The sequence below is a fragment of the Chromobacterium sp. FG22 genome, assembly GCF_057809415.1.
In genome coordinates, this window is the sequence record NZ_JBMDJX010000028.1 from 47844 (window position 1) to 60073 (window position 12230).

Annotated in this window: 15 protein-coding genes; 3 read left to right on the forward strand and 12 right to left on the reverse strand. The window is 64.4% G+C overall.

Annotated elements, in window-relative coordinates; translation table 11 throughout:
- Nucleotides 1-161: 161 nt before the first annotated feature.
- The 3 genes from ACODSD_RS20790 to ACODSD_RS20800 all read right to left on the reverse strand — a co-directional run bounded on the left by ACODSD_RS20790 (nt 162) and on the right by ACODSD_RS20800 (nt 2715).
- The gene (locus ACODSD_RS20790) at nt 162-1487 is read right to left on the reverse strand and encodes a methyl-accepting chemotaxis protein (RefSeq protein ID WP_107799878.1); all 1326 of its coding nucleotides are present in this window, start codon (nt 1485-1487) and stop codon (nt 162-164) included.
- Between the two features lie 188 nt (nt 1488-1675).
- Nucleotides 1676-2227, reverse strand: a complete 552-nt coding sequence (locus ACODSD_RS20795) for a GNAT family N-acetyltransferase (RefSeq protein WP_107799879.1) — start codon at nt 2225-2227, stop codon at nt 1676-1678.
- Between the two features lie 188 nt (nt 2228-2415).
- A complete protein-coding gene (locus tag ACODSD_RS20800; RefSeq protein ID WP_107799880.1) occupies nt 2416-2715 on the reverse strand; it encodes a hypothetical protein in 300 nt (99 codons plus the stop codon).
- 441 nt (nt 2716-3156) lie between these two features.
- On the opposite strand from ACODSD_RS20800, the gene ACODSD_RS20805 reads away from it, so the two are divergent.
- From ACODSD_RS20805 to ACODSD_RS20815, 3 genes are all read left to right on the forward strand, one after another.
- Nucleotides 3157-3891: a hypothetical protein gene (locus ACODSD_RS20805; protein ID WP_107799881.1), complete on the forward strand. Its 735-nt coding sequence runs from the start codon at nt 3157-3159 to the stop codon at nt 3889-3891.
- 15 nt (nt 3892-3906) lie between these two features.
- Complete coding sequence (locus ACODSD_RS20810; RefSeq protein WP_488878196.1) at nt 3907-5085, forward strand: MFS transporter; 1179 nt, start codon at nt 3907-3909, stop codon at nt 5083-5085.
- Nucleotides 5086-5207: 122 nt separating this feature from the next.
- Nucleotides 5208-5615: a VOC family protein gene (locus ACODSD_RS20815; RefSeq protein ID WP_107799882.1), complete on the forward strand. Its 408-nt coding sequence runs from the start codon at nt 5208-5210 to the stop codon at nt 5613-5615.
- Between the two features lie 506 nt (nt 5616-6121).
- On the opposite strand, the gene ACODSD_RS20820 is transcribed toward ACODSD_RS20815, so the two are convergent.
- The 9 genes from ACODSD_RS20820 to ACODSD_RS20860 form a co-directional block, all read right to left on the reverse strand.
- Nucleotides 6122-6838 (reverse strand): glucosaminidase domain-containing protein, encoded by a 717-nt coding sequence (locus ACODSD_RS20820; RefSeq protein WP_227104199.1) that lies wholly within the window; start codon nt 6836-6838, stop codon nt 6122-6124.
- Complete coding sequence (gene flgN, locus ACODSD_RS20825; protein ID WP_107799884.1) at nt 6819-7244, reverse strand: flagellar export chaperone FlgN; 426 nt, start codon at nt 7242-7244, stop codon at nt 6819-6821. Before flgN ends, ACODSD_RS20820 begins: the two co-directional genes overlap by 20 nt.
- On the reverse strand, nt 7245-7514 hold the full coding sequence (gene flgM, locus ACODSD_RS20830) for a flagellar biosynthesis anti-sigma factor FlgM (RefSeq protein ID WP_048415766.1): 270 nt from the start codon (nt 7512-7514) through the stop codon (nt 7245-7247).
- Nucleotides 7515-7616: 102 nt separating this feature from the next.
- Complete coding sequence (locus ACODSD_RS20835) at nt 7617-8309, reverse strand: Crp/Fnr family transcriptional regulator (RefSeq protein WP_107799885.1); 693 nt, start codon at nt 8307-8309, stop codon at nt 7617-7619.
- A 223-nt stretch (nt 8310-8532) separates the two neighbouring features.
- Nucleotides 8533-9516, reverse strand: a complete 984-nt coding sequence (locus tag ACODSD_RS20840) for a flagellar motor protein MotB (protein ID WP_227104202.1) — start codon at nt 9514-9516, stop codon at nt 8533-8535.
- A gap of 13 nt (nt 9517-9529) precedes the next feature.
- Nucleotides 9530-10396, reverse strand: coding sequence for a flagellar motor stator protein MotA (gene motA / locus ACODSD_RS20845; RefSeq protein WP_107799887.1), 867 nt, complete (start codon nt 10394-10396; stop codon nt 9530-9532).
- A gap of 17 nt (nt 10397-10413) precedes the next feature.
- Nucleotides 10414-11106, reverse strand: coding sequence for an RNA polymerase sigma factor FliA (locus ACODSD_RS20850; protein ID WP_107799888.1), 693 nt, complete (start codon nt 11104-11106; stop codon nt 10414-10416).
- 6 nt (nt 11107-11112) lie between these two features.
- Entirely contained in the window at nt 11113-11556 is a 444-nt protein-coding gene (locus ACODSD_RS20855; RefSeq protein WP_107799889.1) for a flagellar basal body-associated FliL family protein, read from the reverse strand.
- Nucleotides 11557-11573: 17 nt separating this feature from the next.
- On the reverse strand, nt 11574-12230 hold a 657-nt coding region (locus tag ACODSD_RS20860; RefSeq protein WP_488878197.1), incomplete at its 5' end, for a flagellar hook-length control protein FliK.

Consider the following 12230-nt stretch of genomic DNA (forward strand, 5'->3'; position numbering starts at 1 on the left):
GCGGTTTCGAGCAGGTTTTTAGAAGCTGTTCAAAGCCTCGCGAGCTAAGACGAGGCAAGGCGAAAACAGCTGAGAAAGCGGAATGTACACGTAGTACATGAGCGCTTCGAAGCCGTTTTCAACGCCGCATCGACGACGCGCAGCAGACATTGAATAGGTTCTTAAGGCGTTTTCTGCGCCTGCACCGCCGAAAAATGGCTAACCACCTCGCTCAGCTGGGCGGTGCTGCTGCGGATCTGGTCGATGGAGGTGCTGGCCACGCCGGCGTGCTCCTCGCCCATTCGCGCCTTGACCTGCATCTCATGGATGCTCTCGCTGGCGGACGAGGTGCCGTTGCGGATGTCGTCTATCATGCCGGCCACTTCCTTGGTGGAAGCGTTGGTGCGCTCGGCCAGCTTGCGCACCTCGTCCGCCACCACCGCGAAGCCGCGGCCCTGTTCACCGGCCCGCGCCGCCTCGATCGCCGCGTTCAGCGCCAAGAGATTGGTTTGATCGGCGATCTCGTGAATGGTGTTGACGATGGAGGTGATGCGCAGGGTTTTGGAGTCCAGGTCCTCGATGATCTTGACCGAACGCTCGGCGCTGTCCGCGATCAGGCTCATCTCGCCTATGGTGTCCTTGATCACCGCCAGGCCGTCGGACGAGGCCGCGTCGGACGCGGCGGACAAGCGGTGCGCCTCCTTCACCAGATGCAGGTCGTGCTGCGCCGCTTCTTCTTCCTCGGTGATGTCCAGCGCGAACTTGATCACTTTGTAGACCTCGCCCTCGTCGTTGACGATGGGGTTGTAGCTGGCCTCCAGCCAGATGGGCCGGCCCTGCTTGTCGCGGCGCTCGAACTTGCCGGCGATGAAGGTGCCCTGGTTCAGCCGCTGCCACAGCTCGGCGTAGGCCGGGCTGTGCACATAATCGGGAGAACAGAAGATCCGGTGATGCTGGCCGATGATTTCCTGCTCGGTGTAGCCCACCGTGCTCAGGAAGTTGCCGTTGGCGCGCAGCACAATGCCGTCGATAGAGAATTCGATCACCGCCATGGAGCGGCTGACCGCCTTCATGGTGTTGCGGGCCTCCAGTTCGGCTTGCACCGACTTGGTCACATCCAGCGCGAACTTGACCACCGCCGTCACCTGGCCGGCTTCGTCGCGCACCGGATTGTAACTGGCCTCCAGCCACACGATCTCGCCGTCCTTGGTCACTCGCTTGAAGCGGTCGCTGACGAAATGCCCCTGCTTCAGCCGGCTCCAGAAGGTGGCGTACTCGGCGCTGCTCACGTAGTCGGCCGGACAAAACAGCCGGTGATGCTGGCCTATCACCTCGCTGGCGCGGTAGCCCATCACTTCTTCGAAATTGGCGTTGGCGGAACGCACCACGCCGTCCGGCGAAAACTCGATCACCGCCATCGAGCGGTCTATCGCCTGCAACACGCCCTGCTGTTTATGCAGCTCCGCCACCGTATCCCGCAATTTGCGTTTCAACGCCATATTGAACATGCAGCAACCTTTCCGCTCGAGTCATCGTCCTTGCCGTCAGCGCTCCTCTTCCACTCTTTATTTACAAAGCCGGTAATGCCAATGTCAAACCGTAAAAACACCTACCGCCCCCCGGTGGCCAAAATGCCGGGCCGCGCAAAAAAAACAAGCCGCCTTGCGGCGGCGTGACCAGGGCGCTCGCGCGCCGCTCAAGCTTCAGCGTCCGGATCGGTGACCAGCCGCGAGAACATCTTGAAATTGCCCGGCTCGCCGCGCACCTGGCGATAGCCGCGCAGCAAACCCTCGTATTGAAAACCGCTGCCGCGCAGCAATTGCTCGGCGCGCCGGTTGCCGTCGCGCGCCACCGCCTGTACCCGGTACAAGCCGCAACCGACAAAGGCCCAGACCGTGACCGCCTTGCAGGCGGCCTGCCCCAGCCCGCGCCCCCAATAGGCCGGCGCCAGGTCGAAATCGATCTCCGCCTTGCGATCCTCCGGCCAGACGGCGTCGAAACCAACCGAACCGGCCAGATTCCCCGATTCGTCGTCCACGATGGCCAGCCGCAACGGCGCGCCCGGCTCGTCGGAGCGATAGGCCTGCACCAGCGGCGCCAGATCCGCCGCCGATTGCAGCTCCCAGCGCAGATGCTGCGCCACCTCGGGCAGGCGCAGATAGTCGTACCAGTCCGGAATATCCAACATTTCCATGGGACGCAGGCTGAAACCCTGCAGATCGATAGACGGCGGGGTTATCACATTCATCACGAGCACCAGAATGAGGCGGCCGGCCCCCGCGCTTGCAAGCGAGTGGACCCGGCCGCGCTTTATTGTGTACAGCGGGAGACCGCACTCCATTCTAGAAGATCGCTCGCCAATAGAAAGCCTATCTAGGCCCGCTCAAGGTCTTGCGAACAAGAGCGGGACAAGGCGCAAACGGCTGAAGAAGCGGATCAGGCGGTCAAGGCCGGGCTGCCGGCCGGTGCGGCGGGCGCAGGCTGGGGGGCCTGGGCCTGCGCGTTGGCGGCCTGGATTTGCGGGCTATCGCCGGGGCTGAAGCTTTGCGTCACTTTGCCGGTCATCAGAATGCCCAGCACCACGATCACCGAATTGTCTATCGGCAAGGACGGCGAGCCTTTCTGGATCGAGGTGTAGGCCCAGACCAGCAGCACGCCCAGCGCCCACAGCAGGAAAGCCAGCCGCGTGGCGGAAAAGCTGCCGAAACCATCCTGCAAGAATTCAGAAACCTTCATCTTCCATCCTTTCCCGTTGAACCGGCGGGTAGGCCGCCTGCTATTTAGCGATATAGCGCCGCGGCCAAGGGCCGGCAAAACCGGAAAACACTTAGAACCGGTTCTAAAGCCTACTGCGCGTCAGCGATACCGCGTTGAAACCCCCTTCGAAACGCTCATATCCCCTTGTACATTCCGCGCTCTCAGCTGTCTTCGCCTTGCCTCGCTCTCCTGGCGTGAAAGCTAGTCTTTAGGCCGGCGCCTTCTCCGCCGGGCTTGGCCATAATACGGAAGGACAAGCGCTCCGCCGCCGCAGAAGCATTCCGTCGCCTGTTTCAAGACGGCCGCCGCGGCGGCCATCCGCCTTCATGCCCGCTCCATATCAACAAGCCGCCGCGCCCACGGGCCGAGCGGCGGTCCGGCTCGCTCTTTGATTGACCCTAACTTGGAAGGAGTCTCGCCATGAGCCTAGACCAAGCCGTATTGGACAGCCCGGTTGTCGAAGACATCGACGCTCAGATCGAAAAAGTGCTGGCCATGATGTCCGCCCGGGACCTGCAGCAGTTGCAAGCCAAGCTGCGGCAGCTGTATCAATTGGAGTATTCCGAAACCGACGCGCATCCCTTCAATATCAAGACCATCATCAAGGGACGCGACATCCGCTTTGCGCGCGGGGTGTCCCCGGCTTCCCGCGCCTTCATGATTCTGCACAGCCTGGGGCATTATTTTTTCATCTGCGCGGCCAGGCGCAAGAACATCGAGCGTTATGACTATATTTACGACCTGCGCGGGGTGCAGACGGCGCTGCACTATTACGAAACCGCCGGCCAGGGCAGCGGCCTGGATCAGCCGCCGCCGATGACGGAGCAGAAACGCAAGGACCGGGTGTCCTTCGAGGTGGGCGCCAACCGCTTTGCCGCCGATCTGCTGGCCGACATCGGCTTCGGCCAGGCGGCGGCGCTGATTCAGCGCTATCAGGTGGGCGACATCAACTACATCCTCGACGTCTCGCGCGGCGGCAAGGCCGCCATCGTGCCCAGCGACCACGACTATCTGCGCCGCTACATCTGCGCTGGCTTGTCCATAGACCCCGACGACGCTTACGATGACGGCGTCTACGATCCGGACGCCTACCGCCGGGACGGCATAGATTGGCAACACATCGAGGATATCCGGCTTGAGATCCATTTCTTCTGATTCTTCCGGCCGCGCATGGTCGGCATAAGCCGCCGCCAGCTGGCCGCCCTGTTCTGCTGCATGTTCATCATCGGATCGGCCGAAGTGGCGGCCGGCCCGATGATGGCCATGATGGGCCGCCATTTCGGCGTGCCCTCCAGCGCCATCGCCTATCTGCCCGCCGCTTACGGCCTGTGCTACGGCGTGTTCGCGCTGCTGGCCGGCCCGCTGTCCGACCGCTTTGGCCGCAGGCCGCCCTTGCAACTGGGCCTGCTCGGCTTCGCCCTGTGCTGCGCGCTGCTGCCCTCCGCCCCCGGCCTGAACGCGGCCGTCGCGCTGTCCGCGCTGAGCGGGCTGTGCGCGGCGGTGATCCAGCCCAATGCGCTGGCGCTGGTGGCGGACCTGGCCCCGCGCGCCCAGCTGGGCCAAAGACTGGGCCAGGTCTTCATCGGGCTGATGCTGGCCTTCGTGCTGACGCCGGCGCTGGCCGGACGGCTGGCGGACACCGCCGGCTGGCAGGCCAGTTATTACGCGCTGGCGGCGGCCGGCCTGCTGGCCTGGGCCGCGGTGCGGCGCTGGTTCCGCGCCGACGGCGGCCGCCTGACGGCGGGCGGCGGCTTCCTGGCCACCCTGGCCGGCGCCTGGCGCACGCCCGGCGCGCGGCGCCGGCTATGCGTCAGCTATCTGTGGCTGGGTTGGGTCGCCGGCTTCGGCGCGGTGGTGGCCGAGGTGGCCGCGCGCAAGCTGGCGCTCAGCTCCACCGGCGGCGGCCTGCTGGCCGGCGGCTTGGGCCTGGTGGTCATCGCGGGCAATCTCTGCGGTCCGCCGTTGCAAAGGCGGCTGGGCGAGGCCGCCCTGCCGGCCGCGGCGCTGGCGGCGGCGCTGGGCATCCTAGCCTTCCTGCTGCCCCTGAGCGCGCTGTGGCAACTGGCGCTGGCCGGCTGTCTGTGGGCCTTCGGCTACGGCTGCGCCGGGCCCTTGCACCACGCCCGCTTGAGCACCCTGTCCGAACGCTATCGCGGCACCCTCAATTCCTATCACGCCAGCTTGCTGAACCTGGGCATTTTTTCCGCCGCCCTGTTGCTGGGCCTGAGCAGCGAGCCAAGACCGGTGGCCTGGTTCTGCGCCGCGGCCGGGCTGTTGACCCTGGCCGGCGCGCTCTTGCTGCTGCCCTTCGGACCGGGCTTGCGGCCGGCGGACGCCAAACAGGCCTAAGAACGTGTTCGAAGGCTATCGTTGGCATTAAGAAATACAATTCCGGCATCGGCTTGCAAATCCGCGCGCCGGACGCATCATGACAAATACAAAACAAAATGCCATGCAACTAAGGAAACGTCATGATTGCCATTCGGGAGATCGACCATATCGTGCTGCGGGTCAGCGACCTGGCCAAGATGGAGCGCTTTTACCGCGAGGTGCTGGGCTGCACGGTGGAGCGCCGGCGAGAGGACTTGGGGCTGTTGCAGTTGCGCGCCGGGCATTCGCTGCTGGACCTGGTGCCGGTGGACGGCCCGCTGGGCCGGGCCGGCGGCCGCGCGCCGGCCGCGGAAGGCCGCAATCTGGATCACTTCTGTTTCCGCGTCGAGCCTTTCGACGAGGAGGCGATACGCGCCCACCTCGCAAGCCACGGCCTCAGCGCCGGGGAAACCGCCCAGCGCTACGGCGCCGAGGGCGACGGCCCCTCCTTGTACTTGCAGGACCCGGAGGGTAATGTCGTGGAGCTGAAAGGCCCGCCCTCCCCTTAGAAGCTGTTTACGATCTGCTGCGCTGCGGCGATACCATAGAACCTGTTCAATGCCTGCCGCGCTTCCTGACGGCGCGGCGAGCGCCGCTTCGGCCCTCTGAGCCGCCTCCGCGGCCGCAAGGCCTGGGCTCCAAGACCCCAAACCGCTGTTGAATCCGGCGTCGCCGCGCCCGCCGTGAGCGGCGTCTTTCGGCGCTAAGCACCGGTTCACAGGCCGCTCCGGCAAACTGGGTCTGGCGGTTTTAAATATTACTGGTTTTGATTTTTTTATTTAGACATAAATACTCTAGTCTAAACCGCTTCGATAATAGGGGGTTTAATCCGCCCGCCCTAATCGCGTTAATTCAAACAATCGTTTGGAGTAAATGCCGAAATTCAAACTGGCATTGAATTGGTATTAAATATCGTCAATGACGCTTATTCGCCGCGCCGGCGGCCGCGCGCGGCGGATATAAAAACCCCTGAAGCGGACAGCGCCTTCAGGGCTTGTGTCGCGTGAGTCCGCGTTCAAGGCTGTCTGCGAGCCTGAATGCCCGCCGCCACCTTTTGCAGCTTGTCCGCATAGCCCGGATCGGTGGCGTAGCCGCCCTGCGCCAGCGCCTGAGCGAAGGCCTGGGCATTGCCGCCCACGCCCAGCGCGCCGCGATAACGCGGATTGCCGGCCAGCAGCTGCGCGTAATCGGCGAAGGCGTCTTGCAGGCCGGAGTAAGCGCGGAAGCTTTCCGTCCGCTTCACGTCGCGGCCGTCCACATGCTCGGTGGTCAAGGCGCGGCTGACTTCGCCCTGCCAGCCCTTGCCGGCCTTGATGCCGAACAGATTGTGGTTGCTGCCGCCGTCGGCGCGGGTCAGCGGACGCTGGCCCCAGCCGGACTCCAGCGCTGCGTGAGCGGCCACCAGTTCCGGCGCCACGCCCAGTTTGGCGGCGGCCTGTTGCGCGTAGGGCGCGATGCTGTCGAGAAAGGCTTGCTGGTCCGCGCCGTAGGGCATGCTGCCGCCCAGGGTGGCGTCCTGGACGCGCTGACGCGCCCAAGCGCCTTCCGGCGACAGGCTGGACCAGCTCTCCGAACCGTTTTCGATGAAGTCGCGCACTTCGCTGCGCAGCTGACCGCTCCATTGGTCGGCGAAACGCTCGCCGTCCCCGCCGCCCTGGCCGATCAACGGCAAGGCGATGGCGTCGGCGCCGAAGTCCGGCCCGGCGCCGATGTCATTGCGCACAGTAAACATCGCTGTCTCCATTCAGCACGCGGTTCATCAGGTCTTGCTGCTGTTGCAGCAGCTGGCCGTTGCGCAGGTTCAGGGTCTGGCACAAACGGATCTGCTCCACCAGCGCGTTCCAGCGCTGGCGGCAGGCTTGTTCCGCGGCGGCGGGCAAAAGCTTGAGCACCGCGTCCATCGAGGCGGCGCGGCCGCGGCCCAGCAATTGGCCGGCCAGTTGCAGGCGCTGGTCGCGGCTGGCCTGCAAGGCGTCGCATTGGGCGACGATGTCGGCCCCCAGCTGCCGCAGCTCGTCGGCCTGATGCGCCAGCGCGGCGGCGAACTGCTGTTCCAGCAGTTGCTCCAAGCGGCCGTAGCCTTGCAGATCCTGCTGCACGGTGGCCAGCAGTTGTTTGAAGGCTTGCTCGCGATTCATTCAGCGGCTCCGGTGGTATTGCTCCACCAGATCGGCCAGGCGGGCGGCGTCGAAGCGCACTTCGCCGCGCGCCAAGGCGGCGCGCACTTCTTCCACCCGCTTCATGTCGATGTCCGGCAGCGCGCGCAGTTCCGCCACCGCCGGCGCCATGTCCTGGCTCGCGGCGGGCGCGGCGACGGCGGCGGGCGCGCGGGCCGGCGTTTCCGCGGCGGCGCTCTGGCCGCCGACCGCCAGTTCGCGGCGTTGCGACGAGGTCGAATTGATTTGCATAGTTTGGAATCCGTCTGGTTAGGCTGTGCGAGCGGCGCGGCCGCTCGGAGCGGGCCCTGCGGCCCGCCCTTACCCTTTCAAGGCGACAGTCTGAAAAAAAACTTAAAAATTTACCGGTAACATTTTCAGAACGACAATGCGCCGGTTTTCCAGACGGATATAGCGGCCGAACACCAGCTCCTTCAGGATGCGCGCCACCATCTCGCGGGAGGAGCCGATCTGGTCGGCGATTTCCTGCTGGGTCAGCTGCTTTTTCAGCACCATTTCCTCGCCGTCCTGCTCTTCCAGCATTTGATTGATCAGGATGCGCACGCGGCCGTACACGTCCATCAGCGCCAGGTTCTTGGCCTTGGTGGACATGCGGCGCACCACTTGCACCAGATGGCACATGATGCGGGTGCGGGCCTCCGGGCTGTGCGGCAGGCCGTCTTCGGTATCGAACAACTGCATCAGGCTGTCGCGGCTGAACACCAGCAGGTGGCTGTCCTCGTCCGCCGCGCAATTGGAGCTGCGCTCGCCGCTGTCGATGAAGCCGACCATACCGATCAGCTCCCCGGAAGCGCAGATTTGCAGAATGTATTTCTTGCTGAGTCCATCCGAAACAAAGACTTGCATGCAACCGCTGGCCAGCAGATAGACCTCGTTGGCGCTATCGCCCTCGTTGTACAGCACCTCGCCCTTGTTCAGGCGGCGGCTTTCGGCCAGTTCCAGCGCTTTGTCCAGTTTGTCGTTGTCCAGATGTCCGAACAGATGTGTGCCTCTTAACAAGGCTTTGATATTGTGGTTTTCATTCATGACCACGTCGTCCCCGATAGTCTTGCGATTGAATCGACTTTCCCGCAGATGTTTGCCGCCTTTTGGCGTCTTTTTTTGTCAACATCATCCGAGTCTTTCGCTCGGATTTTTATTAATCAGGTGCGGATTATAATATTAGCGGTTAACAAAAGTGTGAAAAAACACACATAAAAAAAGCCTGAAACGAATCAGGCTTTTGTTTTGAACCCAAAAAAATAAAAGTTCAGCGGGGAGTTAGGCCATCTTGCAGCGCGCTATCCAGATCGGATTTCTGTAGTGGCGAACTTACAACACTGGTCTCGCGATTGCCGCTCTGTCCCGGCGGTCCGAACATGGCCACCACCGCCTGCGCCTGCTTGCTGGTCATCACCAAGAGCTCGATGCGGCGGTTGTAGGCGGCCAGCGGGTGCTCGGCGTCCAGCGGTGCCCGGTCCGCCATGCCCACCACTTGCAAAATGCCGGCGGCGTTCATGCCGCCTTCCAGCAGATGCAGCCGCGCCGCCATCGCGCGGTTGCTGGACAGGCCCCAGTTCGAAAACGAACCGAAGCCGGCGGTCCGGTATTGCGCGGCGTCCGTGTGTCCGACAATCAGCAATTGATTGTCGATATGGCCGAACATCTCGCCCATATCGTGCAACAGCCGCTTGAAGCGCGGCTCGACGATGGCGCTGCCGCGCTCGAACATGCCCTGGTTGTCGGTGTCGTGCAGCATCACCCGCAAGCCGTAAGGCGTGACCACGGTCTGCAGATTGCTGGCCAGGCCGGCGTCGCGGCTCATCTTGGCCAGCAGGCCGGCCAGCTTTTCCAGATCCGCCACGCTGTCCAGGCTGCGCTGGCCCTGTCCGTCGAAGGTTTTCTTGGCCACCTTGTTGCTCTCCTGCAGCAGGGAGTCGGCCTTGGTGGTGGTGGTGGGCTGGCCCGGAATCGGGTCGCGCGGGATCAGGCTGCCCGGCGGGGTGCCGGTATGCTCGATGCTGCGCGAGCCGCCGGCCTTCAGCGGGCTGCCGCCGCCGGCGGTCAGCAATTGCTGCAGGTTTTCCTGGTCGCGCGCGGCCAGCACCCATAGCACCAGGAACAAGCACATCAGCGCCAGCACGAAGTCGGCGAACGCCACTTTCCACGCGCCGCCGTGTCCTTCGGAATCCTGACGGCGCGACACCTTCTTGATCACCGCGGCTTCATGCTCGCGATTGGGTTTATTCGCCATGCCGGCCATCCGCTCAGTTCACGCCTTCCAGCGCGTTGATCCAGGTTTCCAGCTGGGAGAAGCTGGGCTTGGTGTTCAGCTGCACCAGGCGGCGGCCGGCGTCGATGGCCAGCAGCGGCGGCTTGCCGGACACATGGGTGGTCAACACCACTTTCACCGATTCGTAGTTGGACAGCTCCTGCTTGACCAGCTGGTGCATCATATTGGACAGCGGGTCCAGCACGCCGTAGCAGAAGAAGATGCCGATGAAGGTGCCCACCATGGCGGCGGCCACTTTCTCGCTGATCTCGCCGGCGGTGGCGCCCTGGCTGACGCTGTTCATCGCCATCACGATGCCGAGCACCGCGGCCAGGATGCCGAAGCCCGGCATCGCCTCGGCGATCTTGTGCAGCGACTTGGACGGCTGGTTCAACTCCTCGTGAATGGCGTCCAGTTCCTGGTCCAGCACGCCCTCCAGTTCGTGAGCGCTGATCTTGCCCATCGCCATCAGGCGGAAGTTATCCACGATGAAGGCCAGCAGCTTGGGCTCTTCCAATACCAGCGGGTAACGGTTGAACAGCGCGCTCTGGCGCGGCGCCTCCACGTGCTCGTCCAAGGCTTTCAGACCCTGGCTGGCGGTGATCAGCAGTTCGTACATCAGCAGCAGCAGTTGGCGCTGGAATTCCGCGTCGTACTTCTTGCGCATGCCGACGCGCTTGATCTGGCCGCCCATTTCCGTCAGCACGTGCTGCGGGTTGCCCAGCACGATGGCGCCGACGGCGGCGCCGCAGATGATCAGCAGCTCCACCGGCTGCCAGATCACGGACAGGATGCCGCCATGCAGCATGAAGCCGCCAAAGACACAAACCAGCACGATCAGAATGCCGAATAATTGCTGCATGTTTTCTTTCCTCGGGCTCAGGCCGCTTGTAGGCAGGCCTGCATTTTTTTGAGAGCGCTCTTGTTGATCTGGCAGACGCGCGCTTCGGTCAGCGCCAGCACCGCCGCGATCTCCTTGAGACTCAGTTCAAATTCGTAATACAGCTGGATCACTTGCTGTTCGCGCGGGTTCAGCGCCTGCAAGGCCACGGTCAAGGCGCTTTTCAGCGCCAGCCGCTGTTCCGGATTGTCTTCCGCCGCCGGCTCCAGGCCCTGGGCCATCAGTTCGTCGAAGCTGGACAGCGCTTCCGCGTTGTCGGCCAGCAGCGCCTCCTGATAGGCCTCGGCGCTGAGGCCCAGCAGCTGCATCGCCTCGGCTTCGCTGGGTTCGCGCCCCAGCTTGCGGCTGAGCAGGCGCAGGCCGTCGCGCACGCGGTGGGCTTCCTGGCGCACCGAGCGCGGCCGCCAGTCCAGCCGGCGCAATTCGTCCAGGATGGCGCCGCGAATGCGCAAAATGGCGAAGCCGGCGAACTTGTCGTCCGGCTCGCCGTAGCGGCGCAGGCTTTCCAGCAAGGCCATCAGCCCCACCTGCTCCATGTCTTCGCGGTCGAACACGCCGCCGGCCTGAGACGACAGCTGACGCGCCACCCGCTTGACCAGATGGGCGTACTGACGCAGCGCCTCGGCTTCGCCGCCGGCGCTGGCCGGGGCTTCGGCGTAACTGGCGTACATGGCGGCTTACTCGATGATCAATTTGCTGACCATCACCTCGCTGAACGGCGCATCGCGTCGCTCGCGCAGAAAACCGCCGGCATAGGCCTTGGCCAGCAAGCGCTGATAGTCGTCTATGCTCATCGTCAGCGCCTTGTCCGCCGGCAGCTCCGACAGCGCGCGCACGGCGATGCTCTTCAGGAAGGGCAGCTGGGACTTGACCTCGGCCTCCTGCTTTTCATTGCTGCGGAACACCAGGTCCACCGCCATGAAGCGGGTGGCGGATTCCCCGCCGCGCAGCATCACGATCACCTTGTCCATGCTGACGAAGCGCGCGTCCAGCGCCGCCGCCGGCTTGGGCGCTTCCGCGGCCTGCGGCGCGCGCGAACTCAGCCACCACCAGGCGCCGCCGCCTGCGGCCAGCGCCGTCACGATGGCCACGATCAAAATCACTACGATGTTTCGATTCATTCTTGTGCTTCCGCTGCTCAGCCCTGGCCCAGCCAGAAGCCTTGTCCATCACCCTGCCCCGCTTCCGCCAGCGCCCGTCCCGGCGCGCGTTGCGGCTGCTGTTGCCCCTGGCGTTCCTGACGCTGCTGGCCGCCCTGCCCCGGCGCGCCTTCGCGCACCTCCACCGCCACCTGGGTGTATTGGCGGTTGGACAGGTCCTGGCGCAGCGCGTCGCCGATGGCTTGCAACTGGCGCACCACTTCGCCGTGCGAGGCGGTCAGTTGCACTTGCAGCGCGCCGGCTTCGTGGCGGATGGAGATTTCCAGCGAGCCCAGCGACGGCGGGTCCAGACGGATCAGCGCGCGGTCCATGCCGTGGCTGCTTTGCACTTGCAGGCGCTCGCCCAGCGCGGCGCTGAGCTTGTCGCCCCATTTGGCTGCTTGTTCCGCGGGCAGCTTGATCGGCGCCCATTCCGGCAGCGGCGCGCCGGCCTTGTCCTGCGGCTGCGGCGCGATGGCGGCCAATAAGGGCGCGGCGGCTTGCGCCGGCGCCGGCGTTTCGCGGCCGGCCTGAACCTCGCCGGCCGCGGCCGGCTTGGCCGGCAACGGCGCCAGGGTGTTGAGCGCGGCGGACAGCGCGTCCGCCGGCAGCGCCGCCTCGGCGCTCCGGCGCGGCGTCGCGGCGCTGGCGACGAG

What these genes read in the sequence shown, in the direction of transcription:
- ACODSD_RS20800 (WP_107799880.1), bottom strand. Translation starts at nt 2,715, where the DNA reads ATGAAGGTTTCTGAATTCTTGCAGGATGGTTTCGGCAGCTTTTCCGCC.
- ACODSD_RS20840 (WP_227104202.1), bottom strand. Translation starts at nt 9,516, where the DNA reads ATGGCGAATAAACCCAATCGCGAGCATGAAGCCGCGGTGATCAAGAAG.
- ACODSD_RS20815 (WP_107799882.1), top strand. Translation starts at nt 5,208, where the DNA reads ATGATTGCCATTCGGGAGATCGACCATATCGTGCTGCGGGTCAGCGAC.
- ACODSD_RS20820 (WP_227104199.1), bottom strand. Translation starts at nt 6,838, where the DNA reads ATGTTTACTGTGCGCAATGACATCGGCGCCGGGCCGGACTTCGGCGCC.
- ACODSD_RS20795 (WP_107799879.1), bottom strand. Translation starts at nt 2,227, where the DNA reads ATGAATGTGATAACCCCGCCGTCTATCGATCTGCAGGGTTTCAGCCTG.
- ACODSD_RS20805 (WP_107799881.1), top strand. Translation starts at nt 3,157, where the DNA reads ATGAGCCTAGACCAAGCCGTATTGGACAGCCCGGTTGTCGAAGACATC.
- ACODSD_RS20790 (WP_107799878.1), bottom strand. Translation starts at nt 1,487, where the DNA reads ATGTTCAATATGGCGTTGAAACGCAAATTGCGGGATACGGTGGCGGAG.
- flgN (WP_107799884.1), bottom strand. Translation starts at nt 7,244, where the DNA reads ATGAATCGCGAGCAAGCCTTCAAACAACTGCTGGCCACCGTGCAGCAG.
- ACODSD_RS20835 (WP_107799885.1), bottom strand. Translation starts at nt 8,309, where the DNA reads ATGAATGAAAACCACAATATCAAAGCCTTGTTAAGAGGCACACATCTG.
- ACODSD_RS20850 (WP_107799888.1), bottom strand. Translation starts at nt 11,106, where the DNA reads ATGTACGCCAGTTACGCCGAAGCCCCGGCCAGCGCCGGCGGCGAAGCC.
- ACODSD_RS20855 (WP_107799889.1), bottom strand. Translation starts at nt 11,556, where the DNA reads ATGAATCGAAACATCGTAGTGATTTTGATCGTGGCCATCGTGACGGCG.
- ACODSD_RS20810 (WP_488878196.1), top strand. Translation starts at nt 3,907, where the DNA reads ATGGTCGGCATAAGCCGCCGCCAGCTGGCCGCCCTGTTCTGCTGCATG.
- flgM (WP_048415766.1), bottom strand. Translation starts at nt 7,514, where the DNA reads ATGCAAATCAATTCGACCTCGTCGCAACGCCGCGAACTGGCGGTCGGC.
- motA (WP_107799887.1), bottom strand. Translation starts at nt 10,396, where the DNA reads ATGCAGCAATTATTCGGCATTCTGATCGTGCTGGTTTGTGTCTTTGGC.